At 39.6% G+C, this 26,561-nt stretch carries 23 protein-coding genes and 1 pseudogene; 17 read left to right on the plus strand and 7 right to left on the minus strand.

The features are described from left to right. The first annotated feature begins 143 nt into the window (after positions 1-143). The gene (locus FZC76_RS16960; RefSeq protein WP_187442123.1) at positions 144-473 is read left to right on the plus strand and encodes a DUF1878 family protein; all 330 of its coding nucleotides are present in this window, start codon (positions 144-146) and stop codon (positions 471-473) included. Here FZC76_RS16960 and FZC76_RS16965 read toward each other — a convergent pair. Next, a complete protein-coding gene (locus FZC76_RS16965; RefSeq protein ID WP_148989367.1) occupies positions 460-1,059 on the minus strand; it encodes an HTH-type transcriptional regulator Hpr in 600 nt (199 codons plus the stop codon). The genes FZC76_RS16960 and FZC76_RS16965 overlap by 14 nt on opposite strands. 93 nt (positions 1,060-1,152) lie before the next feature. Beyond that, the gene (locus FZC76_RS16970; RefSeq protein WP_148989368.1) at positions 1,153-1,518 is read right to left on the minus strand and encodes a YtxH domain-containing protein; all 366 of its coding nucleotides are present in this window, start codon (positions 1,516-1,518) and stop codon (positions 1,153-1,155) included. Between the two features lie 256 nt (positions 1,519-1,774). Between FZC76_RS16970 and FZC76_RS16975 the strand changes: the two genes are divergently transcribed. Further along, a complete protein-coding gene (locus FZC76_RS16975) occupies positions 1,775-1,966 on the plus strand; it encodes a hypothetical protein (protein WP_148989369.1) in 192 nt (63 codons plus the stop codon). Positions 1,967-2,022: 56 nt separating this feature from the next. On the opposite strand, the gene FZC76_RS16980 is transcribed toward FZC76_RS16975, so the two are convergent. Together FZC76_RS16980 and serC are read right to left on the minus strand one after the other, a co-directional pair. Continuing rightward, the gene (locus FZC76_RS16980) at positions 2,023-2,547 is read right to left on the minus strand and encodes a tryptophan transporter (protein ID WP_148989370.1); all 525 of its coding nucleotides are present in this window, start codon (positions 2,545-2,547) and stop codon (positions 2,023-2,025) included. A gap of 123 nt (positions 2,548-2,670) precedes the next feature. Next, positions 2,671-3,753, minus strand: a complete 1,083-nt coding sequence (gene serC, locus FZC76_RS16985; protein ID WP_148989371.1) for a 3-phosphoserine/phosphohydroxythreonine transaminase — start codon at positions 3,751-3,753, stop codon at positions 2,671-2,673. 102 nt (positions 3,754-3,855) lie between these two features. Here serC and FZC76_RS16990 point away from each other — a divergent pair, with 102 nt between their 5' ends. Then, positions 3,856-4,734, plus strand: a complete 879-nt coding sequence (locus tag FZC76_RS16990) for a hypothetical protein (RefSeq protein WP_148989372.1) — start codon at positions 3,856-3,858, stop codon at positions 4,732-4,734. A 44-nt stretch (positions 4,735-4,778) separates the two neighbouring features. Here the strand turns inward: FZC76_RS16990 and FZC76_RS16995 are convergent, their stop codons facing one another. Continuing rightward, complete coding sequence (locus FZC76_RS16995) at positions 4,779-5,195, minus strand: HIT family protein (protein WP_148989373.1); 417 nt, start codon at positions 5,193-5,195, stop codon at positions 4,779-4,781. A 662-nt stretch (positions 5,196-5,857) separates the two neighbouring features. Here FZC76_RS16995 and FZC76_RS17000 point away from each other — a divergent pair. From FZC76_RS17000 to FZC76_RS17015, 3 genes are all read left to right on the plus strand, one after another. Beyond that, positions 5,858-6,598 carry an ABC transporter ATP-binding protein gene (locus tag FZC76_RS17000; RefSeq protein ID WP_148989374.1) on the plus strand — a complete coding sequence of 247 codons (741 nt, stop codon included), beginning with the start codon at positions 5,858-5,860 and terminating at the stop codon, positions 6,596-6,598. After that, entirely contained in the window at positions 6,591-7,805 is a 1,215-nt protein-coding gene (locus FZC76_RS17005) for an ABC transporter permease (protein WP_148989375.1), read from the plus strand. Before FZC76_RS17000 ends, FZC76_RS17005 begins: the two co-directional genes overlap by 8 nt. Before the next feature lie 509 nt (positions 7,806-8,314). Further along, positions 8,315-9,037 (plus strand): EcsC family protein, encoded by a 723-nt coding sequence (locus FZC76_RS17015; protein ID WP_316246620.1) that lies wholly within the window; start codon positions 8,315-8,317, stop codon positions 9,035-9,037. A 45-nt stretch (positions 9,038-9,082) separates the two neighbouring features. Here FZC76_RS17015 and FZC76_RS17020 read toward each other — a convergent pair whose 3' ends face one another. Beyond that, positions 9,083-10,288 carry a M20 family metallopeptidase gene (locus FZC76_RS17020; protein WP_148989377.1) on the minus strand — a complete coding sequence of 402 codons (1,206 nt, stop codon included), beginning with the start codon at positions 10,286-10,288 and terminating at the stop codon, positions 9,083-9,085. 144 nt (positions 10,289-10,432) lie between these two features. Between FZC76_RS17020 and FZC76_RS17025 the strand changes: the two genes are divergently transcribed. The 4 genes from FZC76_RS17025 (at position 10,433) to FZC76_RS17040 (ending at position 13,770) form a co-directional block, all read left to right on the plus strand. After that, positions 10,433-11,110: a phosphatase PAP2 family protein gene (locus FZC76_RS17025; protein WP_187442124.1), complete on the plus strand. Its 678-nt coding sequence runs from the start codon at positions 10,433-10,435 to the stop codon at positions 11,108-11,110. Positions 11,111-11,273: 163 nt separating this feature from the next. After that, positions 11,274-12,071: a cell wall-active antibiotics response protein LiaF gene (gene liaF, locus FZC76_RS17030; protein WP_148989379.1), complete on the plus strand. Its 798-nt coding sequence runs from the start codon at positions 11,274-11,276 to the stop codon at positions 12,069-12,071. Beyond that, on the plus strand, positions 12,049-13,125 hold the full coding sequence (locus FZC76_RS17035; RefSeq protein ID WP_262372686.1) for a sensor histidine kinase: 1,077 nt from the start codon (positions 12,049-12,051) through the stop codon (positions 13,123-13,125). Before liaF ends, FZC76_RS17035 begins: the two co-directional genes overlap by 23 nt. Then, positions 13,126-13,770, plus strand: a complete 645-nt coding sequence (locus FZC76_RS17040) for a response regulator transcription factor (protein ID WP_148989381.1) — start codon at positions 13,126-13,128, stop codon at positions 13,768-13,770. A gap of 271 nt (positions 13,771-14,041) precedes the next feature. On the opposite strand, the gene FZC76_RS17045 is transcribed toward FZC76_RS17040, so the two are convergent. Continuing rightward, positions 14,042-14,557 (minus strand): antibiotic biosynthesis monooxygenase family protein, encoded by a 516-nt coding sequence (locus tag FZC76_RS17045; protein WP_148989382.1) that lies wholly within the window; start codon positions 14,555-14,557, stop codon positions 14,042-14,044. Positions 14,558-14,765: 208 nt separating this feature from the next. On the opposite strand from FZC76_RS17045, the gene FZC76_RS17050 reads away from it, so the two are divergent. From FZC76_RS17050 to FZC76_RS23770, 7 genes and pseudogenes are all read left to right on the plus strand, one after another. Beyond that, positions 14,766-16,916, plus strand: a complete 2,151-nt coding sequence (locus FZC76_RS17050) for a transglycosylase domain-containing protein (protein WP_392396852.1) — start codon at positions 14,766-14,768, stop codon at positions 16,914-16,916. 75 nt (positions 16,917-16,991) lie between these two features. Further along, entirely contained in the window at positions 16,992-18,659 is a 1,668-nt protein-coding gene (locus tag FZC76_RS17055; RefSeq protein ID WP_148989384.1) for an ATP-binding protein, read from the plus strand. Between the two features lie 394 nt (positions 18,660-19,053). Continuing rightward, a complete protein-coding gene (gene hemE / locus FZC76_RS17060) occupies positions 19,054-20,094 on the plus strand; it encodes a uroporphyrinogen decarboxylase (protein ID WP_148989385.1) in 1,041 nt (346 codons plus the stop codon). Between the two features lie 188 nt (positions 20,095-20,282). Continuing rightward, the gene (gene hemH, locus FZC76_RS17065; RefSeq protein WP_148989386.1) at positions 20,283-21,224 is read left to right on the plus strand and encodes a ferrochelatase; all 942 of its coding nucleotides are present in this window, start codon (positions 20,283-20,285) and stop codon (positions 21,222-21,224) included. Between the two features lie 25 nt (positions 21,225-21,249). Beyond that, positions 21,250-22,680, plus strand: a complete 1,431-nt coding sequence (gene hemY / locus FZC76_RS17070; protein WP_148989387.1) for a protoporphyrinogen oxidase — start codon at positions 21,250-21,252, stop codon at positions 22,678-22,680. Positions 22,681-23,198: 518 nt separating this feature from the next. Then, entirely contained in the window at positions 23,199-23,765 is a 567-nt protein-coding gene (locus FZC76_RS17080) for a TetR/AcrR family transcriptional regulator (protein WP_148989389.1), read from the plus strand. A 73-nt stretch (positions 23,766-23,838) separates the two neighbouring features. After that, positions 23,839-26,028, plus strand: a pseudogene (locus tag FZC76_RS23770) (YhgE/Pip family protein). The last annotated feature ends 533 nt before the right edge of the window (positions 26,029-26,561 follow it).

The following is a 26,561-nucleotide window of genomic DNA, read 5'->3' on the forward strand; positions in this document are numbered from 1 at the left end:
AATCAATAGGTGAATGTAATTTATTTTTCGTTCTATCCATCTAAATATTGGTAAGTGAACGGAATTGATGTAAAATAAGTAGAAAAGTACAGCAATCCTTTGAGAATTGTTATTTGGATATGCAACAGTAAGGACTGATTAAAGTGGAAGAAAGACTTGAAAACCTGGAGTTTTACGTGGAACTTTTAATAAAGCAAATGGATCGGACAAGATATCCTTGGGATAATCTAATCATGCTTAAAAAATTGAGCAAGAAGGACGTGCAGAATCTGTATAATCTATGTGAAGAATTGAGCAAAGAAATGGAGAAACAAAAAGCGGAAGGGTTTGTAACATTTTCTCCGCTTCTTAACCAATTCAGGCAAGCCTTGCCTAAAGACCTGCCATTGGAGAACACAATTTCTGCTTTACGAACACAAGGCTATTATGTCCCGCTGATGGACGCGTTTCAAAGAGATATCAAGAAGAAGTAACGCTTTCATTTTTCTCTTCAAGCACTTCCTCTTTTTTGGAAAGTCTTCCATCAACCTCAACAAAATCCTCTTCAATATTATTAAAGGATCGTTCAAAGATTTGCATAAAGTCTTCCCCATAAACATTGCGAATCACGCACATGATGTCGAGCAGCTCTGGGAATTTTCCATATAAATCATGCATCGGCAAAGCACCGCTAAATACCGAATTTTTACTAGGATCATAGGTTTCCATTAATTCTAAAAGGATTTTTTCTCCTTTGTCGGTTAGTTCAATATATGTGTTTCGCTTATCATTTTCTTTTTTAGAAAAGCGAAGCAATTCTCTTTCTTCTAATTTCTTGGAGAAGTTAAAAGCAGTAGAGACATGCATCACTCCAAATTTAGCAATCTCTGAAATACTTGCTCCCTTTAAGTGATAGGCAATCCAAAGAATATGGTGTTCGTTGATATTCAAATCATATGGTTTAATCCACTGTTGCCAATCTTTCTCGATGGTCTTCCAAAGTGCTTTACTCAGCTGGGCAACACGTTGGCTGAAGAGCATAGCTTCTTTTAATGAATACTGTCCGTTCTGTGTATTCACAAACTCACCTACTTTTTTCTAATATATTACTATCTATTATGACAATAAAATAAAAATTAATAAAGGTCTAAATTTACAAAAAATTAAAATTTTTTATTCAGCGGTGTTTTTCGCCAGTTTTTTTTCTAGATTTTCTAACTCTTCCTGTAGGTTTGCAATGTTTTGTTGAATGGATTCTTGATGAGGTTTAATCGAATTTTGCCAAAGGTCTACTGAAACTTTGATCTCTTCTGCAATATTTCCGACAGTTGCTTTTCCCTCTTCCATCGCTTGTGTTACTTGATCCTTAATATGAATAGCCTCTTGTTTCAACTCTTCCATCGTCAATTGAACAGAATGTGCAGTAGATTTTATTTTCGCTCTTCTAGAAGCTCCAGATTCAGAGGTTGTAAGCAATGCAGAAATTCCAGCTATTGTTCCACCTATTAAAACTCCGTAAATGAATGATTTCCCATTCATAGTAATCACTCCTCTATAAAGTTATGTAAATATAGTTCAATACCCTAAGATTATTATATAATTCAACATTTATAAAAAAAATCCTCTTTTTGTTGATACTTTTCTGATTGAATCAATGCACAAACGTATTTGCACCTTTATCATCTTCATTGTTTCCAAAATAATGGGTATTTATTTAATTATCCACTAGGCAACATTACTTGTTTCATAAGAAAAGAGAGAGCGGCATAATTATGATAAAAAGGGGGCGGGCTTTGTGGCAGTTATAACATCTTTGTTATTTATCATAAGTATTGTGATGCTGTTTGGTGGTGGAAACTATTTTTTGGCTTCCCAAAGGGCAGGGGTATATCCGCCAAGGAGAGTGTTGCAGCAAAGGGCTGTAGCTATTGGAGGTGCTGGTGGGGTCATGTTTTTGCTTGCGATATTGGTGACATGGGCTGTTTAAACCCATTTTTAAAATAAGAAGAGGGCAAATCCTTTTGTAGGAATTTGCCCTCTGAATTATGTTGTAGCTATTAAATTTGAACGTTTGGCAATGCTCGTAACAATCGGATAGATAATAAGCATGACTATTACATTCAGTGCAACAGCAGGTAGTACGGCTGTAACGAAGAAGAATGCAAAGGATTCTCCACCAGGTAAACCTACCAATGTTAGAGCGGTAAAAAGAAAAATCACACCTGAAATTATGGTTCCAATAGCAGTTAATACACCTGCTTTAATAAGTGGCTTGTCCAATTTCTTCAATGCAAGAAGCATAAAGAAAAACAAGAATGCTGTAATTGGCTTATCAATAATGTTCGGGATTTGTCCTGCTGGAAAAGTGGTCGTCATGGCGGAAATTAATCCTGTCACAACTCCTAATAATAATACATTTTTCTTTTCAGGAAACAGCATGATACCTAAAAACATCATCGTTAAAGCCAAGTCTGGCTTCATACCGAGAATGACCCCCGGTACAACCGTGTGCAGAACTGCACCGATTCCTACTAATAAAGCTAGTGACACTAAAGTCTTTGTATTCATTTCTCATCTCTCCTCAACTGATCTTGTCTTTTTTAACCCCATTAGTACACTCATTGTCTAATGCGAATTAATAGATACTAGTATATAAAAGATTCTCCTTTTTGAAAAGGGGAAAGCTCCTTATTACCTATATTTGGCTTGGAAGCTTTTCATATATTCCGCTAATGCCTCACAGGATTCCAAAGGTACGGCATTGTAAATAGACGCTCTGCAGCCTCCGACCATTCTGTGACCTCCAAGTCCGACAAAGCCTTCCTCTTTTGCTTGAGTTAGAAAAACAGATGTGAGCTCCTCGGAAGGAAGATTGAATGTAACATTCATGAGAGATCTGGATCCTTTTTCGGCATGACCATTGTAAAATCCTTCACTTCGATCAATCGTATCATAAAGGAGCTCTGCCTTCTTTTGGTTGATTTTTTCTATTGCTTCGACGCCACCTTGCTCTGCCACCCACTCCAATACAAGCGAAAGCATATAAATGGAGAAGGTTGGAGGGGTATTATATAAGGAGCTGTTTTTGGCGTGTGTCTGATAATTTAGCATGGTCGGTATATCGTTTGGGCATTGCTCTAGCAGTCCCCTCTTTATAATCACAACTGTTACACCAGATGGCCCAAGATTTTTCTGGGCACCAGCATAGATAAGAGAAAAATCTTCCACATTAATTGATCTGCTTAAAATATCACTCGACATATCTGCAATCATTGGAATGTGGGAGGGAATGGTGGGGAATTCCGTCCATTGTGTTCCGAAAATGGTATTGTTGCTCGTTATATGCAAATAAGCTGCATCTGTAGAAAGTTTTAATTGATAAGGGATGCTAGTGTAACCAGATTCCTTGGAGGTTGAAGCAATATGAGTTGAGCCGATTTTTTGTGCCTCTTTTAATGCTTTTTCGGACCAAGAACCGGACAAGCTATAGTTAGCTGTCTTACCTATAGGGAGAAAGTTCATCGGGACGGCTGAGAACTGCAGACTAGCACCACCTTGCATGAAGAGAATGTCATAGTTGTCTGGAATTTGCAAAAGTTCTTTTAACAGGGTTGCTGCTTTCTGGTGAACCTTATCGTATTCTTTGCTTCGATGACTTAATTCCATAACAGACATACCTGTCTCTTGAAAATCTAACAATTCCTCTTGGGCACGTTGTAGCACTTGTTTTGGGAGTGCTGCCGGCCCAGCATTAAAATTATAAACACGCTTCATCCTATTAACCCCCTAAAGTAATCTGAAAATATTAATATATATCCTATCATGAATTGTGTTAGAATACATAAAAGATTTCGAAAAAAGTTAGGAGTAACGATCATGTATCATGAACAAAAACCTTTTGATATTAGTCCATATGATCATCCCGATATATATCCCGGTCCAAGGCCAGCGTCTTCTTTTTTATTTTGGCAAGGTAAGGCTCATAGAATGGAGGCGGACAAAGGAGTCCCGGTTGAGCAGCATTCTATCCATTTTTCCAATGTGAACCATGTGCTGGGCAGCTTGGCATTTCAAAGTACGCATGTAAAAAAAGTGGATGAGTTTTTGGGAGAGGAAGGGTTCCATTCCAAGGTTCCCGTCGTTGCTTATGGGTCGAATGTGTGTTTAGCTCAATTGCAATACAAATTTCGTTTACGTCCAGAAGAAAAAGATTTTATGCTTTGCTTAAAAGGTACAGTGACGGATTCCGATATTGTTTACGCGCCATTTTTGGCACCTTATGGGTCTCTGCCTGCTGTCATTGCTCCAGTGGAAGATGCGGTATGTGAGGTATGGTTGACGTTTATAGACAAAAAGCAGTTGGAATTAATTAATGCAACTGAAAAAGGATATGAACTAAGAGTACATACTGGGAAAAAAGTTCGTTTGGATACTGGAGAAGTCTTTGAGAATGTCTATGCTTACTATGAGCCCCGTGCCCTGTTATGGAAAGGTAAGATGTGTAGATTCAAGGACATTTCCGGTCAAAGTCCGCTTAAGTCCGTTTGGCAAAGTGAGATGCTAAACGAGTTAAAGCTGGCTGTTGACCATAAAGGAACGCGTGAAGAATTTATTCACTTGTTAAGATGGGACAGAAGTTACCGTGATTATGTAGAAGGATTTTTAAAGGACAAATGCACCTATATTTTTGATCATCCTGACTGGAAAGCTGCAGAGACTATCCTTTCTATCGGAGAGATGAAAAGATCATTTTGAAAATTAAAATGACGTGGAGCCATAAAGGGACCACGTCAAAAATTTTACTTAATATTAATTTTAGTTGCGATCTCTTGCAATTCTTGAGCTGTGTAATCGCTTTGGTTCGATTTCCACACTGCTCCAAATCCGTCACCTTTGCCGTAGCGAGGGATAATGTGAAGATGATAATGAAATACCGATTGACCGGCAGCTTCTCCATTATTATTCAAGAGGTTAAGACCAATAGGTTCAAACTGCTCTTTAATAGAATTAGCAATCTTAGGCACCACTTTAAAAAGATTCTCTGCAATTTCAGGAGTAAGTTCGTAAATGTTTTCTTTATGTACTTTCGGAATAACCAATGTATGTCCTTTTGTTACCTGGCTAATATCAAGAAACGCCAAAACGTGCTCGTCTTCGTAAACTTTTGCAGCAGGGATGTCCCCGTCGATAATCTTACAGAAAATGCAATCACTCACCCGTATCACCTCTGAACGTTATTTTTATCTATTTTACCATGTTTAGGACAAGTATCCTAATTTGATCAATCGGGCAAATTAAACAAGCAAGAGCAAAAGCTCCTGCTTGTGAAGAAAGGGAAGAGAGGCAACAAGCTTCTCTATCTGAGTAAGGAGAAGCCTACAAACAACATTTTAGCTTTCAAATAACTGTGCTTGATAAACACCTCATTTGATAATAAAAATGTGTCTAATGGTCAGCTTTCCTGTTCAAAACAACCATCCCCTTGTTACTGAGTTTTACAACTTTAGTAACCCGGCTATCGACGTAAAGTCTCTTTAACGAACACCTCATTTTCAGAATGAATCAATCACAGGTTACGACTTTAGAGTAAAGTGTCGCCCGTAAGCACCTCATTTCTTCATCAATCGGAGTTACGTTACAGATGATCGTGTAGTTGCAGTCGGTTAAGTCCCGCAACGACGAGAGAAATAGTTTAACCTTATCTAGAACAAAGCAACACTGTCTTTGACAGTCACCTCATCTACAAAGAAGTAAACCAAAGGCTTGTTTATGTGCCCCTCTGTCCCCTTCCCTACATATGATGCGCACTTTCGTAAAAATTATGTTATGGTAAAATTTAATAATAAAGTTTTATTTCAGGCAGAAAGGGTAGGTTGATGTGAGTTTATTGGAGATTAATGGGTTAACTGGCGGTTATACAAATCAGGCTGTGCTAAAGGATGTTTCGTTTGGTGTGAAGGCTGGTGAGTTGGTGGGGCTGATCGGTCTTAATGGTGCCGGTAAGAGTACGACGATTAAGCATGTGATCGGGACAATGGAGCCGAAGAAAGGGTCCATTAAGATTAATGATATTTCCATTCAAGAGGATACGACGAAGTATCGCTCAACGTTTACATTTATTCCAGAGACTCCGATTTTATATGATGAATTAACGTTGTATGAACATCTTGAACTAACTGCGATGGCATATGGATTATCAAAAGAAACATTTGAAGAACGTTTGCATCCGTTATTAAAAGAATTCCGAATGGAAAAACGTCTTAAATGGTTTCCTGCCCATTTTTCAAAAGGTATGAAGCAGAAAGTTATGATCTTAGCTGCTTTTCTGATTGAACCGAAGCTCTACATTGTGGATGAGCCTTTTGTCGGTTTGGATCCCCTTGCCATTCATTCATTGCTTGAAATGATGGATAAGGTGAAAAAGAGCGGTGCAGGCATTCTGATGTCCACACACATCCTGGCCACTGCCGAAAGATATTGTGATTCATTTGTCATTTTGCACGAAGGAGAAGTGCGTGCAAAAGGAACGTTAGAAGAGCTGAGGGTGCAATTTAATATGCCATTGGCTTCACTTGATGACCTCTATATCCAATTGACAAAGGAAGAGAGCAATGTTTAATGTCGATCAGCTCTGGCAAGCCAGATTCAGTCAATATATAAAAGATACGAGAAGATATTTACGCTATATGTTCAATGACCATCTCGTAATCGTCATGATCTTTTTACTTAGCGGTCTCGCCCTTGCATATCAAAATTGGTTAGAGGTGGTACCTCCTGATTTTCCTTATGCGTTGCTTATGGGGGCAATTTTGGCGCTTCTAATGACAAGAGGAAGCATCCATACATTTCTTAAGGACCCTGACCTTGTCTTTTTGCTTCCACTTGAAGAGAAGTTGAAACCATATATCAAAAAATCATTCATTTATTCCATTGTATTAGAGAGTTATTTTCTTTTACTTGTGTTTGGTGTTTCTGTTCCGCTTTTCTTCACACTGACAGATGCAACGTTTCAAACGTTGATCTTCGTGCTTCTCTTATTGCTGGGAATGAAATCCTGGAACCTATGGATGACATGGCTCATCAATTTCTATACAGATAAAAAAGTAAGGCTTGTGGATTGGGGGATTAGGCTTACCTTGAATTTGGGTATGCTATATCTTGTATTTTCCGAAGCAAATCTGCTGTATATCGGTGTAGTTATGGTCATTATGCTGCTTTTGCTTGCCTATTTTCAAAACGCGACCAAGAAAATGAATTGGAAATGGGACTTGTTGATAGAAAATGAAACTAAACGGATGCAGCTATTTTATCGCGTAGCCAATCTTTTTGTTGATGTACCAGGGCTTAAAGAAAAAGTATCAAGAAGAAAATGGTTGGATATTGTCCTTTCCTGGACTTCTTATGGGAAAGACAAAGCATTTGATTATCTATACCTTCGCACATTTTTGCGTTCAGGAGATTATTTTGGACTTTATCTGAGGTTATTGATTATTGGGGCTGTATTGCTATTGACACTTCCTGTTGGGTACGCGACATATCTAGTGCCGGTCTTGGTGCTATATTTGACGGGCTTTCAGCTTATCCCGATGTGGCGCCATCACTACAATAAACTTTGGTTATCGATTTATCCTGTTCAAGAAAAGCACCGTATCCTTGCTTTTACTAAGATGATTACGGTTATCCTAATTTCACAAACCATAATCCTTGCCGTTTTATTAATTTTTGTTGCAACTTGGATGGAAGTAGTGGTTGTGTTGGTTGGCGGGATCATATTTGCGTTCTTATATGTACAAGGTGTGGTGAAACGCAAGATTGCATCGTTATAATTTCTAGAAAACACTCAAGATTGCTTGGGTGTTTTTATTTAAATATTAGTTGCATTTTGGTACTGTTGATTTCCGTTCCAGGAGCATCGCTTGCCTGCGGGGTCCCGCCTGTCCCTTCCTCCCGAGGGCGTCTACACGCCTTCCACTTCAATCAACAAGGTGACTTCAATCAACAAGGTGACTTCATTCAGCTTGGGTTAATGAAGAATGAAGAACCATCAAAATTTACCTTATAAACCATTTACGTATCTTTAACGTGATTTCTAGCTGTGGATTGGAGCAAAAGGCGAAGACTCCTGAGGGAGATAGCGGTAGCTTGAGACCCCCGCAGCAAAGCGAGGAGGCTCAAGCACCGCCCCTAGGAAAGCGAAGTCATTTGCGGAAAGGAACAGCGTTGAGAAAACATAAACTAAAATTTTTTCTTCATAAACTGGACGGTTTTTTTGAAACATATTCCCTCTAGAGTTCGTATAGGAAGTAAAGATAGATAATGATGAGGAGTGTTTTCATTGTACGAAGAGAAGGTAATGGAAGAAACTAGAAGGTGGAAAATGCAAGTGGCAAAGAAATCTACCATGTTTCAACGATTTTCCAAAGGTGCGCAAAATAAGGTGAATGCCATCATACCTGAGAAAGTCCATACCATCATGACTGAGAGCATAAAAAAAATGGTGCAAGGGACACTCGTTGGGAGCAATATGACAACAAAGATGAAGGAAGGCCATGTAGTCATGACCTTAGAGGAAAAAGAAAAGTGGACCCATGAAAAATTGAATGTATATAAAAGGACAGCCGCAGTGGAGGGGGCAGGTACAGGAGCTGGAGGAATTCTCCTTGGCCTTGCGGATTTTCCCTTGCTTCTGTCGATAAAAATGAAATTTCTATTCGAAGTCGCTGCCATCTATGGATATAATACAAAAAATTATGAAGAAAGAGTATTTATTTTATATATATTTCAATTGGCCTTCTCAAGTGATTCCAGGAGAAAAGAAGTGTTAAGGTATGTGGAAAATTGGGAAGAGCACAAAGAGGAAGCAAAAGAACTTGATTGGAAGGCATTTCAACAGGAATACAGAGATCACATTGATTTAATAAAAATGCTGCAAATGATTCCGGGGGTTGGAGCGGTTGTGGGGGCATATGCAAACTATCATTTCCTTGACCAGTTGGGGACGACCGCGAAAAATTGCTATCGTTTAAGAATGTTCAAGGAAAAGGGAATTACGATATAAAAATGCCAGGCTTCATTAATAGGAGCCTGGCATTTATTTATCAAGTTATTGATGAGAAGGGATGAGCTTTTCTTTTTCGTGTTGGTGATAAAGTACAGTTGCTGCACCAAGCGTTTTAGCGGCAATTAATAGTGATTTTTCATTTATGTCAAACTTGGGATGGTGGTGAGGATAGGCTACTTCCACGCCTTCCGGTTTTGCTCCTGTAAAAAAGAAAGTCCCCTTTACATGTCTCAAATAGTAGGAAAAGTCTTCTCCGCCCATATGTGGTGGTGTTTCTTCCAAAGCTTCGACCTCTTTAATGCCAGAAGCTACACTTACTAGATAATCTGTCTCGTCTTTATGGTTGACGACAGCTGGGTACCCACGGTGGAAATTATATTCATATGTGGAACCGTTAAGTGCACATGTAGAAGATGCAACAATGTCTATTTCTGCTTCAATCAAATCGCGTACCTCATCATTAAATGTTCGCACAGTTCCTTCTAGATAAGCGGAGTCTGCAATGATGTTAAAGGCATTTTCTGCAACAAACGTTCCAACTGATATTACTGCAGGGTCGACAGGGTTCACGCGTCTGCTTACTATCTGTTGAAGGTTAAGGACCAATTGAGAAGCAGTGACAACGGCATCTTTTGTTTTATGAGGTTGTGCACCGTGTCCACCTGAACCTTGGACTTTGATGGAGAAGCGATCAGCAGCAGCCATTACAGGACCTACTCGGTACAGTATTTTACCCGCTTCATTACCAGACCATAAGTGGGTACCAAATATGACATCCACCCCTTCTAAACAACCGTCGTTAATCATCGCGACTGCTCCACCTGGTGCATATTCCTCTGCGTGTTGATGAATCAATACTACATTTCCTTCAAGATCCTCTTTTAGTTCATTTAAACACTTTGCCAGTACTAGTAATGTAGCGGTGTGGCCATCATGTCCACAAGCATGCATAACCCCTGGAACTTTTGATTTATATGCCACTTCTTTTTCATCCTGTATTGGGAGTGCGTCAAAATCTGCACGTAAGGCAACTGTTTTTCCAGGTCGCGCACCGGCAATCTTGGCAACTACTCCATTGCCGCCAACATTTGTTTGGTGTGCTATTCCTAGATTTTCATAGTACTCGGCTATGTAAGCAGCCGTATGGAATTCTTTAAAAGATAATTCAGGGAATTGGTGCAAATAGCGTCTGATTTCAACCATCTCATCGTAACGACTTTCTAAAAGTTCATTCAGCTTATCTAACAAGTGGCTCTCCCCATTTCAAAAATTATTATCAATGCTTTTATTTAATATAGTATTCTATATGACTATTCGAAAAATTAATAGTCATAACTTTCATAAATTTAGTAAAATAGTAAATGGATGTAGGTATAAGAGGAGATGTCGTTAATGGAAACAGAATTAGGAAAAAAAAAGGTCAAAGAAAAACAAACTAGTAAATGGAAAAGGTTAATCTTATTTTTATTATGTGGTGCCTTTTTCATTTGGTCCTTTCAACAAATTATGAATGAACAAACTATTGGTTTTGATGAAACAATTCGCAATTTCGTAAATGGATTGGAAGCTGAAGTGCTGGTTAGTTTTTTTCACTTGTTTACAATGCTTGGAGATAAAACGGGAGTCATTATTATTATGTTACTATCCATTCTGCTGATTTGGTGGAAAAGAAGGGATTACAAAGCGATGGCCGTAATCGTTGGAGGGGTCATTCTCGTCAATGAACTTAACAAATGGCTCAAAGACTTCACGGGTCGTGAAAGACCGATGACAGGACCAGGTGCGGAAAGTCTCAGCTTTCCGAGTGGACACGCCATGGTTGGCTTATTCTTTTATGGATTATTATTATATTTTGCATTAACTTATACAAAACAAAGTGGAATGCGTTTGCTTATCGCACTATTTGGAACAGTGTTCATCGTGCTTCTTGGCACTAGCAGAGTGTTTTTAAATTACCATTACCCATCAGATGTTTTTGCTGGTTATGCAGCAGGGTACATATGTCTGGTCCTTGGAGTATTGTTGTATGAATGGTTACAAACAATTCGTAAAAATAAGAAAGCAATGTAGCTATGGCTCATTGCTTTTTTGCTTCATTTCAGTCTCTAGACGGACAAAGAAACTGGCTGCGGATAGGGGCTTTTTACAAAGAGAATACGTAAAATAGAATTATACTAAAGGTTTTAAACGTAACCGTGTCAAATATAGAAGAAGGGGGGCTTATAGAGATCGAATGAAAACATTTAATCAAAAAATCATGGCTATTATTTTTGTTTTTATTGGAATCATGTTGTTACTTGTCAATATTGGTGTCATTTCCTTGGAAATAAAAGAGTATTTTGTCACCTACTATCCAGTGTTAATCGTGCTTTTTGGGTTGAAATTATTCATTGAAACATTATTTTTTCATAAACGAGCACTTTTCATTAGTTTGTTTCTTTTAGCTTTTGGAAGTTTATTGTTAGTGGATCGTGTCGGCTATATTGAATTTCAGTTTCATATGTTCTGGAAGTTGTGGCCGCTCTTAATTGTTTATTTTGGGTTGAAATTGTTTGTGAACAAGCGCCCAGTTAAGATTCGATTTACTAAAGAAAATGATGAATACAGCGATTTGTTTGACACATATAATGAATCCGATGAAGAGGATAATTGGAAGGGAAATAGTACAAAACGAGTGATAACGATTGGCGATATGAAAATGAATAAGCAAAATTGGGCAGTGGAGCCATTGTCTGTCTGGAATGTCGTTGGTGATTATTATTTTGACTTTAGTAAGGCTTATATACCAGACAAAGAAACAAATATTCAAATAAAGGGCGTCGTGGCGGATTTAAAGATGCTTGTTCCGGAAGATCTTCCAATTAAAGTGTCGGCTAAAGTGAAAATCGGGCATTTGAATATATTGGGCAATTCCTCAGAAGGGAAAGGGAACAATCTTTACTATGAGTCCGAGAATTATAATGAGGCGACTAGAAAGCTTAACATTGTGCTGGATATGAAAATAGGGGATGTTCGCATTGATCGGGTCTAATAAGGGGAAAAAAATTGAGAGTTTACGATTTTGGTATATCCGTTCCTTCATGGTTGTATCGGTTGTATCAGCGTTCCTTTTTTTCCTGTTTCTCCAGGTTGTTCTGCTTTTTTATCCAGATGGTTTAGTCGTCAATGTTCAATGGAGTATGTTGTTGACGGTGGTGGCTTTCGTAATTTTGGCCATTACAAGTTTATATTTTGGCTATAAGCAAAGCGGAAACATGAAAAAGAGAGTCGAAGATATTTCCACATTTATTGCAACGTTGGGAAGAGGGAAGTTCTCTGAAAGAATTGCAGTTGGACAAACTGATGAACTTGGTAGATTAGCAGAAGATATCAATCAGCTTGCCATTAAAATTCAAAATCAAGTGAAATCATTACAAAAGCTAGCTGAAGAAAAGAATGATTTAGCACTCAAAGCACATAATGCTGCAACAATTGAAGAAAGACAGCGGCTGGCAAGGGAGCTCCACGATTCTGTCAGTCAGCAGCTGTTTGCTTTAAGCATTATGTCATCCGCTTCTATCCGAATGTTTGACTCCCATCCACAAGAGGCAAAAAAGCAGCTAACTGATATTGCTGCCATAGCAGCTCAAGCTCAAGGAGAAATGAGAGCCTTGCTCCTTCATTTGAGACCTGTGTCGTTAACCAATGATTCGTTGTGCGTTGGGATCAACAAATTATTGACAGAGCTAGAGGAACGAACTCCGATCACTTTTCAAAAAGATATTCAAGAAATTTCGGTGTTATCCAGTGCCACAGAAGATCACCTGTTTAGAATTATCCAAGAGGCGATATCCAATATCTTGAGACATGCTGATGCCACAATCGTTAAGTTGGACATGCATCAAAAAGGAAATCAGTATGTATACATATTTATTAGTGACAATGGTAAAGGGTTCGAAATAAATCAACAAAAACAAGCTTCCTTTGGTCTTCATACGATGCGAGAACGCTGTGAAGAAATAGGTGGGCAGTTTCACATCCGTTCCAAAAAAGGGGAAGGAACACATATTGAAATTAACATTCCAATACGAGAGGGGGAAAACTAGATGAATAGGATTAAAGTGGCGGTAGTCGATGATCATGATATGGTTCGAAAAGGATTATTAGCTTACTTAATTACGGAACCTGGAATAGAGATTGTGGGAGAAGGTTCAAGCGGACAGGCAGCAATTGAACTTGCTAAACAAGAAAAACCTGATGTTATCTTGATGGATTTACTGATGGAGAATGGTACAGGAATTGAAGCTACCAGGGAAATTATTAAATTTCATCCCACTTGTAAAATCATTATCATCACTAGCTATTTCGATGATGAGCAGGTCTTTCCAGCCATCGAAGCTGGAGCGTATAGTTACCTGTTGAAAACGGCAAGGGCGGAAGATATCATAAAAGCAATTGAAAAAGCAGTGCAAAATGAGCCTGTTATAGAACCAAAGGTGGCCAGTAAGATGATGAATCGATTTCGTTCACCATCCAAATTGCCTCATGATGATCTAACAGAACGGGAACTGGAAGTCCTTATGTGCCTTGGGGATGGATTGACGAATCAGGAAATCAGTGAGGAATTATATATTGGGATTAAGACAGTAAAAACACATGTGAGCAATATTTTAGGTAAGCTGCAGGTTGCGGATAGAACGCAAGCGGCGATTTATGCTAATAGGCATGGAGTGCTCCGTGAGAAAAAATGAAGCAAATGAAAACCCCCGTTTATTAATGGAGGCCACTGAAATAGTATTTTATTTAAGGCTTAGGTAAACGCCGCTGTTGATCTCCGCAAATGGCTGCGCTTTCCTAGGGGCTGACGTGAGCCTCCTTCGGCTTCACCTGTGAAGTCTCCACCTAGCGCTATCTCCCTCAGGAGTCTCTGTCTTTTGCTCCAATCAACAGCTGGAATTCCCAAGTACTATCTAGTATCAGTTTTTCAGTGGCCGTCATTGAAGGACGGGGGATTCCCTTTTTCTAATCCTGCTCAGGAATTTCTGCGTAGTAGGTGGTTACGTAAGAAGGACGAGGGAAAATCTGTTGCTTTTGATCGACGCCATCTGAAGTGCCGCGTTTTTCATGTGCTTTATCATAAGCTTTGGATTCCTGCCATTGCTTAAAGTATTTTACATCTTCCCATAGTGTTAATATGACATAAGTATCAGAATCTACTGGACGGAGTACGCGAATTGCTGCAAATCCAGGTTCCTTTTCAATTAATCCAGCTCTTTGGCTAAAACGATATTCAAAGACAGGTCTACCTTCATCTGTTACTGGTATGTTATTCAATACAGCAAATTTTCCCTTCGATAGATCTCCATTAGAATCAAGCACTTCAAAATTCTTTCCTGATTTGAAGCTGGACTGCTCTACCGTTTCGTGCATCAGAACGGCATTATCCTCTCCAAACATCAATAAGTTTTCTCCACTTTCTAACGTGTTTTTTAAATCGCTTAAAAACTCGGTGGTACCGAAAGTCATGTAAAAATTCATCTTCTATTCTCTCCTTTATGTTTAATATCGACATTATAATTACAAAATAAGGGAAACCCGAGAAAAAATATGTAGAATAAGGTAGAATAAAGGGTGGACAACCTTTCAATTTTACCTTACTAGATGATTATTCCCGGTACATAGGAGGAGGTAAACCACTTTGGAAAGATTTAAGAGAAATAAATTATCCCAAATGAAATTACCAAACATCAAAGCAATCTTGTCAAAAAAGTACTTCCTTTTTCCATTTATTTTAGCATGTATTGCTGTAATAGGACTAATAGGTTATATCTTTATCATTTTTTTAGGAGACTATGTCATTGATGAAAAGAAATTGATCATGGATTCCACTACAACCATGGTAGATGAAAGCGGAAATGAAATAGCCTCGCTTTTTTTTGAGAATAGGGAAATTGTAGAGATAAATAAAATCCCTACCCATGTCAGAGAGGCATTTGTGGCGGTGGAAGACAACCGCTTTTATGAACATAGAGGGATTGATGTTCGAGCGATTGGAAGAGCGGTCTATCGTGATATTTTAGCAAGAAGCAAGGTGGAGGGGGGAAGCACCCTTACTCAACAGCTCGCTAAAAACATTTTCTTGACCAATGAAAAATCATGGCTTAGAAAAACTAAAGAAGCTGTAATAGCGATAAACCTTGAAAGAAGATACACAAAAAATGAAATTTTGGAAATGTATTTAAATCAGATATATTTTGGACATGGTGCATATGGCGTCCAAGCAGCATCAGAGCTTTATTTTAATAAAAACGTAGAAGACTTGACGGTAGAGCAAGGTGCCTTGTTGGCTGCTCTACCTAAAGCGCCTAATGGTTATTCTCCCATTAATCATCCAGAGGAAGCGAAAAAAAGACGAGATCTTGTCTTGCATCTTATGGAAAACCAAGGCTATCTTGAGGCCGAAGAAGCGGTCGGGTTAATGGGAAAAACGCTAGGCGTGGATGTGATTGAATCTCCAGAAAAACAGGCTTACTTAACGTATATCGATATGGTGATGGAAGAAGCAGAAGAGAAATATGGCTTTACTCCAGAAGAATTGCATAGAGGCGGGTACAAAATTTTGGTGCCGATGAATGTTGCGGCCCAAGATGCTGCATATCAACGCTTTCAGGATAATCAATATTTTCCCGGTACCAATGATAACGTGGAAGGTGCGTTTGTCATAATGAATCAGCATAATGGAGGCGTAATGGCCGTTATCGGTGGCCGAAACTATGTTACAAAGGGAATCAACCGGGTCAAAATCAAAAGGCAACCTGGTTCCACCTTTAAACCTTTGGCTGTCTATGCCCCTGCACTTGAGGAAGGCAAATATGAGCCATACAGCCTTTTAAAAGATGAGTTACTCTCATATAAAGATGGTCAGGAAGTTTATAAACCAAGAAACTATCATCATCAATATAAAAACGAAGTGACCATGTATGAGGCTATAAAGGATTCCTTAAATGCACCTGCAGTTTGGGCATTAAATGAATTGGGAATCAAAAAAAGCAAAAGCTACCTTGAAAAGTTGGACCTGGCTATTCCCGATAGCGGGCTGGCTATTGCACTGGGAGGATTGAAGGAAGGGGTGACCCCTTTAGAATTGACAAAAGCTTATCGATCCTTTGGCAATAATGGCAAGATTGTAGAACCTTATTTTATTCAGGAGATCAGAACGAGGAAAGGCGAAGTTGTAGCAAAGGTGAAAAAGACCGAAAAGAAAGTATTTAGCCCTCAAACAGCGTGGAATATGACAAGGATGCTTGAAGGAGTAGTTCAGGACGGGTCGGCACAAGCAGGAGATCTTCAAGGGGAACTTGCCGGTAAGACTGGTACTACCAACTATCCAGGAGTAGACAATGCCATTAAGGATACTTGGTTTGTCGGGTATACCCAAGATGTGATCGGGACAGTTTGGATGGGCTATGATACTACGACTCCCGAACAGCATTTGACTGCAGGAGGAGCTTATCCTACAAGACTGTTGAAAGATATATTGCGAGAAGCTGGACTTGATAATGGAGCTTTTTCCGTTCCTGTCGGTGTAACGGACCTAGAAAAACCAATCACCATGCCTGAAAGTATTCAATTGAATGGATCGATGACCTTTCATCCTCTGAGCTTGTTCACAGTCAACTTAGAGTGGAATGAAGCGGAAGATGAGCGAATTGTCTATAGAGTCTATTCTGTTTCTGGGGATAAGGAGAATTTGATTGGAGAAGTATCAGGAGACCATCAATACTCAGTGAAAAACATCAACATCTTTAATGTGCCTGAATATTACGTTATTCCTTACAATACCCAAACCGAAAAAGAAGGAAATCCATCAAAAACACTTAAGCCCTCATTTAGATAAGGCAGAAATCAGCAGCAATGTTTAAAAAAAGTTAGAAAATATGAATGAAATGTACTGTTTGAGGAGAAGCGGGAGATGAATCTACAAGTAGGAGCATTATTTGCACGATTTGGATCGACTATTAAAGAAGCATGGTTAAATGAAAAAAGGTTGAACCAAGAGCAAATGCACATCATTCATCAGAAAAATAAGCTGATGTTGGTCGTATTTGTTACATTGCTAATTTTAGACATTTTAACAAACATTTTTATTTTCCCAGAGATACTTCCTGCGATCTTGCTCACAGCAGGATCGGTATGTGCTTTGGTTGCTTTCTTTGTATTACGCCCTAAGCTTGCCAAGGTGGGGATGTATGTAATCGTATGTACATCCTTTATCCCATTTTGGGTGGTAGCCTATCAAGATAAAGATGTAATCAATTTTTATTTTCTATCCATGCCTTTAATTATGTCTTCTTTATATAATCGTATCTTGCCCATTTTAATAGCTAGTTTTTTGACTTGCATCACTCTATCATTTTTCTACATCGACTATAGCAACATCGTGTTTTCCAATCATATTAAAGTGGATGTAATATATTTTATTCTTTTTTCCGTATTCGTCACCATCTTTCTCCTCTTTTCTAGCAGGCTGACAGGGAGCCTCTTAGAAAGGGCAGAAAAGAAAGAGAAGCAAACTTCCTTAGAGTTACTTTCTACGAAAGAATATTTAGAAGCATATTTCAATAATACAACAGACTCTATTGGAGTCTATGACCTGAACGGTGCCATTTTAAAAGTAAATGCTTCCTTTGAAAAAATGTTTAAAGTGGTAGAAAAGGATATCATTGGTTCGGAAACAAGCTTTCTTTCTTTTACATCTGCAAATTCTTTACGTGTTTTTTTAAGTAAACTGAAAAAACAGAAGCAACTCTCATTTGAACTACTTACAGCAACAAAGGAAGGAATGCATATTGACCTCAATATCACGGTTACACCAGTTAAGGACGGACAGGGAGGAATCATAGCGCTTGTTTTTCTCATGAAGGATATTACCGATAAAAAGAGAACGGAAGAAGCACTCATGCAGTCGGAAAAGCTTTCTGTCATCGGAGAACTCGCTGCAGGAGTGGCACATGAAATTAGAAATCCTGTCACCGTTTTAAAAGGGTTCGTTCATCTCCTTTCCCAGGAAAGCAGAGAAAAAGAATTCTTTACCATCATGGATAAGGAATTGGAACGAATCAACCAGATTACAAATGAATTTATGGCGCTAGCAAAACCACAGGCTATAAGAATAAAAAGACAGAATCTAAAAGAACTTATACAAGAGGTCTGTATTTTCCTGGAAAGTGAGGCATTTATTAATCAAGTTGTTATCGAAGTGGTTCATTTTGAAGAGTACATATGGCTCGAATGTGAACCAAATCAAATCAAACAAGTATTAATAAATATTATGAAAAATGGAATGGAAGCAATGCCTGAAGGCGGGAAGTTAACTATTCATACTCAAGTGGTGGACGGTTTTGTCAACCTCTTGATTAAGGACGAAGGATATGGAATACCTGCAGAGGTGATCAGCAAAGTGGGACAACCTTTCTTTACCACTAAAGAACAGGGTACAGGGCTGGGTCTGATGGTTTCCATGAAAATTATTGAAAACCATGGTGGCCAATTTACCATTTCTAGTGAAGAGAAAGTCGGATCAACAGTAGAAATCTCACTGCCTCATATAAGGGAAGCCGCTGAAAAACTGATGACGTAAAGTTTTTTATGATTCCTAGCTGGTGATTGGAGCAAAAAGGCGAAGACTCCTCGAAAATGCTACGCATTTTCTTCGTGCGATGAATCGCTGCCGAAGCCTTCCTTGTCCTGAGGGAGATAGCGCTAGGTGGAGACCCCGCATGCGGAGCTGAGGAGGCTCCAGCAGTGCCCCTAGGAAAGCGAAGCCATTGGCGGAAATCAACAGCGGTGTTTAGTGAAATTTCAAAATCAAGGTCTTTTTCATTGGCTTCATATAAAGGCGGGGGAATAATCGTCTATTTTATGAACAATAAGCACTCATTCTATACATTCCTTACATTTATAGGTATAGTGTAACATGACAGAAGTGAAACGAAATAAAAGCAGAAATAAGTCATTTGGAAGGGGTCATCATTTTGAGTCAAACAACTTTTAACGATACATTTTTACGAGCATGTAGAGGAGAGAAAACAGAGCATGTCCCATTATGGTATATGAGACAAGCTGGACGTTCTCAACCGGAATACAGAAAAATTAAAGAAAAGTATTCTTTATTTGAAATTACTCATCAACCTGAGCTTTGTGCCTATGTGACAAAGCTTCCTGTTGATCAATATAACGTGGATGCAGCAATACTTTATAAAGACATCATGAGTCCCCTTCCTGCAATTGGTGTGGATGTGGAGATTAAATCCGGAATTGGCCCAGTTATTGATAACCCGATCCGATCCATTCAAGATGTTGAAAAGCTTGGAGAAATACATCCTGAAGAGGATGTTCCATATGTACTGGATACCATTAAACTATTAACAAAAGAGCAATTGAATGTTCCGTTAATCGGTTTCGCGGGGGCACCATTTACGCTTGCTTCCTATATGATCGAAGGCGGTCCATCTAAAAACTATAATAAAACCAAAGCATTCATGTATGCAGAACCTAAAGCTTGGTTTGCATTAATGGATAAACTGGCAGATATGACGATTACCTATGTTCGCTCCCAAATCCATGCCGGTGCAAAAGCAATACAAATTTTTGATAGTTGGGTTGGAGCATTGAACGTAGAAGACTACCGTTATTTCATTAAACCGATAATGAATCGCATCTTTTCCACTTTAAAAGAAGAAAATGTACCTTTAATTATGTTTGGAGTAGGTGCAAGCCATTTAGCAAATGAATGGCACGACCTTCCACTTGACGTGGTCGGCCTAGACTGGCGCTTACCGATTACAGAAGCTAGAGAACGTGGAATTACGAAACCTGTTCAAGGGAACTTGGACCCTGCTATTCTTTTAGCACCATGGGAAGTTATTGAAGAAAAAGCAAAAGCAATCCTTGACCAAGGTATGCAACAACCTGGCTACATCTTCAATCTTGGCCACGGAGTATTCCCACAAGTCAAACCAGACACATTAAAACGTTTAGCAACATTCGTACATGACTATTCTTCTAATAAGTAAGTTCTGATTCACCTGTAGATTGCAGTGCAGGGTGGTCGACTCCGGCGGGAGGTAGCGGTAGACTTGAGAACCCACAGCGCAGCGAGGAGGCTCAAGCACCGCCCCGCGGAAAGCGACCAACCGTAACGGAAATCTACAGGAGTACATGAAATATTCTAATAGACCAGAAAAGAAAAGAGGTAAACTATATGTCCAAAAAAACAATGGGCTTGTTGGTAATGGCATACGGTACACCATATAGAGAAGAAGACCTAGAAAGATACTACACACACATCCGCCGCGGCAGAAAACCATCCGACGAAATGCTGCAGGACCTGCGTGAAAGATATGATGCCATCGGAGGAATCTCTCCACTTGCGCGTATCACAGAAGAACAAGCAAATGCACTAGGTGCACACTTAAACAACATCCAAGACGATATTGAATTTAAAGTCTATTTAGGCTTAAAGCATATCGAACCATTTGTAGAAGATGCAGTTCAACACATGAAAGAAGATGGAATCGAAGAAGCGGTAAGCATCGTACTTGCCCCTCACTTCTCTACTTTCAGCGTGAAATCCTACAACGGACGTGCACAAGAAGAAGCAGAAAAAATCGGCGGCCCATCCATCGTTTCTGTTGAAAGCTGGTATGATGAGCCAAAGTTTATCCAGTACTGGGTAGATAGAGTGAAAGAAACGTTTGGATCCATGGATGAAGCTGAACGTGAAAAGGCAGTATTAATTGTTTCAGCACATAGCCTTCCGGAAAAAATCATTCAAATGGGCGACCCATATCCAAACCAACTTCAAGAAACTGCAGACCTTATCGCAAAGGGTGCAGGAATTAAAAACTATGAAATTGCATGGCAAAGTGAAGGGAACACACCAGATCCATGGTTAGGCCCAGATGTTCAAGACATCACCCGTGACCTTCATAAAGACAAAGGCTATACATCATTTGTCTACACTCCGGTAGGATTTGTTTCGGATCACTTGGAAGTGCTATATGACAATGACTACGAGTGTAAGATTGTAACAGATGAAATCGGTGCAAAGTACTATCGCCCGGAAATGCCCAATACACAACCAGAATTTATTGATGCGATGGCTACCGTCGTATTGGAAGAATTAAAGAAAGTATCTCAGTAAATCTAGAAAAGAAGGCGATGAAACCATGAACGAGGAGAAAAAAAGGGTTGTCATCATCGGTGGAGGCATTACTGGCCTAGCCGCTGCCTACTATCTTCAAAAGGAAAAAAAAGAGAAAAACCTTGATATAGATATTACCCTAATAGAAGCAAGCAACCGACTGGGAGGGAAAATCCAAACTGTAAAGCGTGATGGATTTACTATTGAACGTGGACCAGATAGCTTCCTTGCTAGAAAATTAAGTGCTGGAAGATTGGTAAAAGAAGTGGGTCTTGAAGATCAATTAGTGCACAATTCAACAGGACAAGCCTACATTCTGCTAAAGGGACAACTCCATCCAATGCCAGAAGGGTCTGTAATGGGAATTCCTACAAAACTGTCACCTTTTGTTACAACGGGATTATTCTCTCCAATTGGAAAAATGCGTGCAGCAGCGGATCTTTTCCTTCCTGCTTCAAACAATGGCGGTGAAGACCAATCACTTGGATCTTTCTTCCGCAGACGACTCGGGGATGAAGTCGTAGAGAACCTGATTGAACCGTTACTATCTGGAATTTATGCGGGTGACATTGATAAATTAAGCCTTCAAGCTACTTTCCCGCAATTTCAACAGGTGGAAGAGAAGTACCGCAGCTTAATAATCGGGATGAAACAAACAACCCCTAAACAAAAGCCTGCACCTGCCAAAAAGAAAAAAGGAATGTTTCAAACTTTGCGCGGGGGCCTTCAAACGCTTGTGGATGCCCTTGAAGAAAAGCTAGATCAGGTGACCATCTTAAAAGCAGTTAAAGTGGACACCATTAAGAAAATAGAGGAGCAATATTCCCTATCTTTAAGTAATGGCAAAGAGGTCCAATGTGATAATGTCATTATCTCGACTCCTCATCATGCTACAGCAAGCCTGATTCCTGGGGCAGATTTTCTTGCTCCATTACAACAGATGTCCTCTACATCTGTTGCGACCATTGCAATGGCATTTGATGAGTCAGCTCTTAAACAAGACATCGACGGGACAGGTTTTGTTGTGTCCAGAAACAATGATTATACGATAACAGCTTGCACGTGGACCCACAAAAAATGGCCGCATACAACACCAAAAGGGAAAGTAATCTTACGCTGTTATGTTGGCAGAGTGGGAGAGGAAGCAATCGTCGATCAGAGTGATGAAGAAATAAAAAAAGTGGTACTCGATGACCTTAACAAAATTATGGAGGTCGGTTCCGAACCTGAATTTACAATTGTCACTCGATGGAGAGAAGCAATGCCTCAATACGCTGTCGGTCATAAAAAGATGCTGCAGAAGATGAACGCTCGTCTATCAGAAGACATGCCAGGAGTCTATCTCGCCGGAAGTTCTTTTGAAGGGGTTGGGCTGCCTGACTGCATCGATTCAGGTGAAGCAGCAGTCAAAGCGGTGTTATCTACCATTAAAAACAAACCTGTTGCTCAGGTATAAATAAACGATTCAGTCGTATCATAAAGCGGCTGAATCGTTTTTTTTGAAAGTAAATAATACAGTTGATTTCCGTTCCAGGCGCTTCGCTTGCCTGCGGGCAGTCCGGGAGCCTCCTCGGCTTGGGCCTGCGGGGTCTCCCCTGTCCCTTCCTCCCGCGGGCGTCTACGCGCCTTCCACTCCAATCAACAAGGTGACTTCATTTACTTAAGGGCTTGGGGAATTCATCTAACTGAGTTTTCTGTAAAAGCACTAACATATCGTTTCACTTAATTTCTAGCTGTGTATTGGAGCAAATGGAGGAGACTCCAGCGGGGGAGTAACGGTAGCTTGAGACCCCTCAAGCGTTGCGAGGAGGCTCAAGCATCGTCCCGCGGAAAGCGAAGCCATTTGAGGAAAGGAACAGCGGCGACAATGCAAAAATTAAACCTAGATGTTGCTTTTTTATAAAAGAGCCTCTATAATAAAACCAATTGACCGATATAGACATTTAGTCATTTTTATAGGAGAGGAGCTATCAAATGGATCGTAAACAAAGTATCCTTGAGGCAGCTTTAAAATCGTTCTCTTTATTTGGATATAAAGCGACTACGATGGATCAGGTCGCCAAGCTCGCAAACGTTGGAAAAGGGACTATTTACACCTTCTACTCTAATAAAGAAGAGCTCTTTAGTGAAATTGTAGCAGGAATATTAAGAGAAATGCAGGAAGTAGCTGACCGATCCATTAATTCAGAGCAATCCTTTTTCGAAAATGCACACAGGGCCCTTATCAGCTTGCTTGATTTTCGAAATGAACATCAACTGACCGTCAAATTGATTCAAGAAGAAAAGGAACTAGGAACAAAAATAGTTAACCAAGAACTTAACCGCCTAGAGCAAATGATCATTACTTTTATTAAAGAAAGAATTGAAAAGGCGATAGAAAAAGGGGAACTAAGAAAATGTGACCCGGAAGTTACAGCATTTCTAATGCTTAAACTTTATGTGGCGCTTGTAGTGGACTGGGAAGAGCATCATACCCCATTATCCAAAGAGGAGATTGCCAATCTATTTGAATTATATTTTATCAAAGGATTATCAACTTGATGATCCTTAAAATTTTGAGTAAAAATGACTGAATGACAAAAATGGTCATAATGTAATATGGAGGTAATAAAAGATGAGAAGCGTAGTATTTGAGTGGAAGGAATTGCTTACAAATAAAAAGTTTCTGATTCCAGTAATAGCGGTATTATTAATTCCGTTATTGTATAGTGGAATGTTTCTGTGGGCCTTTTGGGATCCATACGAGAAACTGGATGAACTACCGGTTGCTGTGGTCAATATGGATGAAGGTGCCGAGTAGGAGGGCGAGGCCTTAACGATAGGAAAAGACCTCCAAGAAAATTTGAAAAAGAATAATGGTTTTAAATGGGAGTTTGTTTCTAAGGAAGAAGCATACGAAGGAATGGATAAACAGCAGTACTATATGATTATTGAAATTCCTAATGATTTTTCAGATAGAGCAACGACGCTCTTGGATGAAAATCCATCTTCATTGGAAATGAAATTCGTTCCAAATGAGAGCTATAATTTTTTATCTGCTCAAATTGGATCGACAGCTGTAGAGAAAATTAAAGAAGAAGTATCTAAAGAACTTACCAGAACTTATGCAGAAGCGATGTTTGCTAATCTGGAAAAGATGGCCAACGGGTACAAAGATGCAGCTGATGGTACTAGTAAACTAAACAATGGCGTTCATGAGTTACAAGATGGTTCTGTTGCTTTGAAAAAAGGATTAGAACAGGCTGCAGAAAAATCGATCGTATTCCAAGATGGAGTGGGAAAGGCCTTTGTTGCCGTAAAAGATATCCATAAGGGAAATGAGGATCTGTCAAAAGGTTTGGGCCAATTGCTTGAAGGTCAAGGCCAATTGGCCACAGCATCCGAGCAACTCCAAACTGGAGTAGCAACGCTTAATGACGGTTTAGCTAAAAGCAATGAAGGTATGTCACAGTTGCAAGATGCTCAAAGAGAACTTACAAATGGAGTGGGAAGCTTGGCAGAAGGTGCCGCGGAATTAAATGCTGGGACCGAAAAGCTTGAAGAAGGGGCTACACAAGCACAAGAAAAGGCAGAAAAATTGAATCAAGGAATGATTCAATTGAAAAAAGCACTTGAGCCAATGATAGAGCAGGCAAGCGATGAACAGCAGGCAGAAATCAATGCCTCTTTTGAACAGTTGATTAATGGCAGTGGTGAGTTTTCTAAAGGGCTGATGGCTCTTCAACAGGGAGCTTTCAAATTAAATACAGGCGCTTCTTCCTTAGCGGAAAATAGCAGAAAGCTTGCAGATGGCCATTTAAACTTTCAGACGGGTTTGACAGAACTGGCAAATGGATCTAACCAACTCTCAGAAGGTTCATCGGAACTTCTTAAAGGTCAAACTGAATTCAACCAAGGACTAACACAGTTTGGTGAAAAATTAGGGGACGCAAATGAGGGCAGTAATAAGCTTGCAGAAGGGTCAGGTCAGCTTTTAGGAGGTATGGAACAGTTAGACGGAGGTTCTAAACAATTTCAACAAGGTACACAAGAGCTTGCAGAAGGTTCAAATAAAATCTCCTCCGGTCTATCTGAAGTCGGTGAAGGAACAGATGAACTTGAGGAGAAATTGAAAGATGCTTCTGAGAAATCCGGGGACGTTAAGGGGACGGACAAAACCTTTAATATGATTTCTGAGCCGGTAAAGGTAAAATCAGAAGTAGAGAACGGAGTTCCTAACTATGGAACAGGTTTTGCGCCTTACTTCTTATCTCTAGGTCTTTTTGTAGGTGCACTTTTGCTTTCCATTGTGTTTCCAATGCGTGAGCCAGCAGGCATTCCTCAGACAGGGACAGCATGGTTTACGGGGAAAGTGGCGGTTCTTGCTGTAGTCGGCATTCTACAGGCATTGCTTGCAGATGCCGTATTAATTTTAGGATTAGGTGTGGAAGTGAAGAGCATGTGGTTATTTATTTTGTTTAGCATAGTTACCTCTTTTACTTTTATTGCACTTGTACAATTTTTAGTCACGACACTAGGAGATCCAGGTCGATTTGTTGCCATTCTTATTTTAATTTTACAGTTAACAACAAGTGCGGGAACATTCCCGTTAGAACTAATTCCTAATGCCCTTCAACCGTTCAATTTACTGTTGCCGATGACCTACTCAGTGTCCGGCTTCAAAGCAGTCATTTCAAGTGGTGATCTTGGGTACATGTGGCAAAATGTATGGATATTAGTTGGATTCATGTTCAGTATGCTTGCTGGTACATGGGCATATTTTGTTTACAAGTTTAAAAAGCAATATAATACCCCAGTCGAATAATCATCATTAAGTTAATAGTTTATTAAGCTTAGGGGCCGCATTAATTTGCGGTCTTTCTTGTTCTTTAGGAAATTATAGCATAATTGAATTTTGGATAGCTTCAGAGTAATTCTTGTCACCGGGATGAAGACCTCGGTGGTGACAAGAAAGAGGTCCTCATCGGTGTTATGACCTCAGTGACGTAAAATCAGGAGGAGAGAAGTCCTCATCGCCCGTATGAAGACCTCAGTGACGAAAAATCAGGAGGAGAGAAGTCCTCATCGCCTGTATGAAGACCTCAGTGACGAGAAATCAGGAGGAGAGAGGTCCTCATCGCCCGTATGAAGACCTCAGTGACGAAAAATCAGGAGGAGAGAAGTCCTCATCGCCTGTATGAAGACCTCAGTGACGAGAAATCATGAGAAGAGAGGTCTTCATCGGCGTTATTAAAACCTCAGTGACGAGAAATCAGGAGGAGAGAGGTCCTCATCGCCATTATAAACCCTTTGGTGACAAGGGATTTTATTGAAATAGTTAAAGATGAGCGCAAAGGG

Source organism: Sutcliffiella horikoshii (assembly GCF_008180725.1).
In the GTDB taxonomy this organism is placed as follows: domain Bacteria; phylum Bacillota; class Bacilli; order Bacillales; family Bacillaceae_I; genus Sutcliffiella_A; species Sutcliffiella_A horikoshii_B.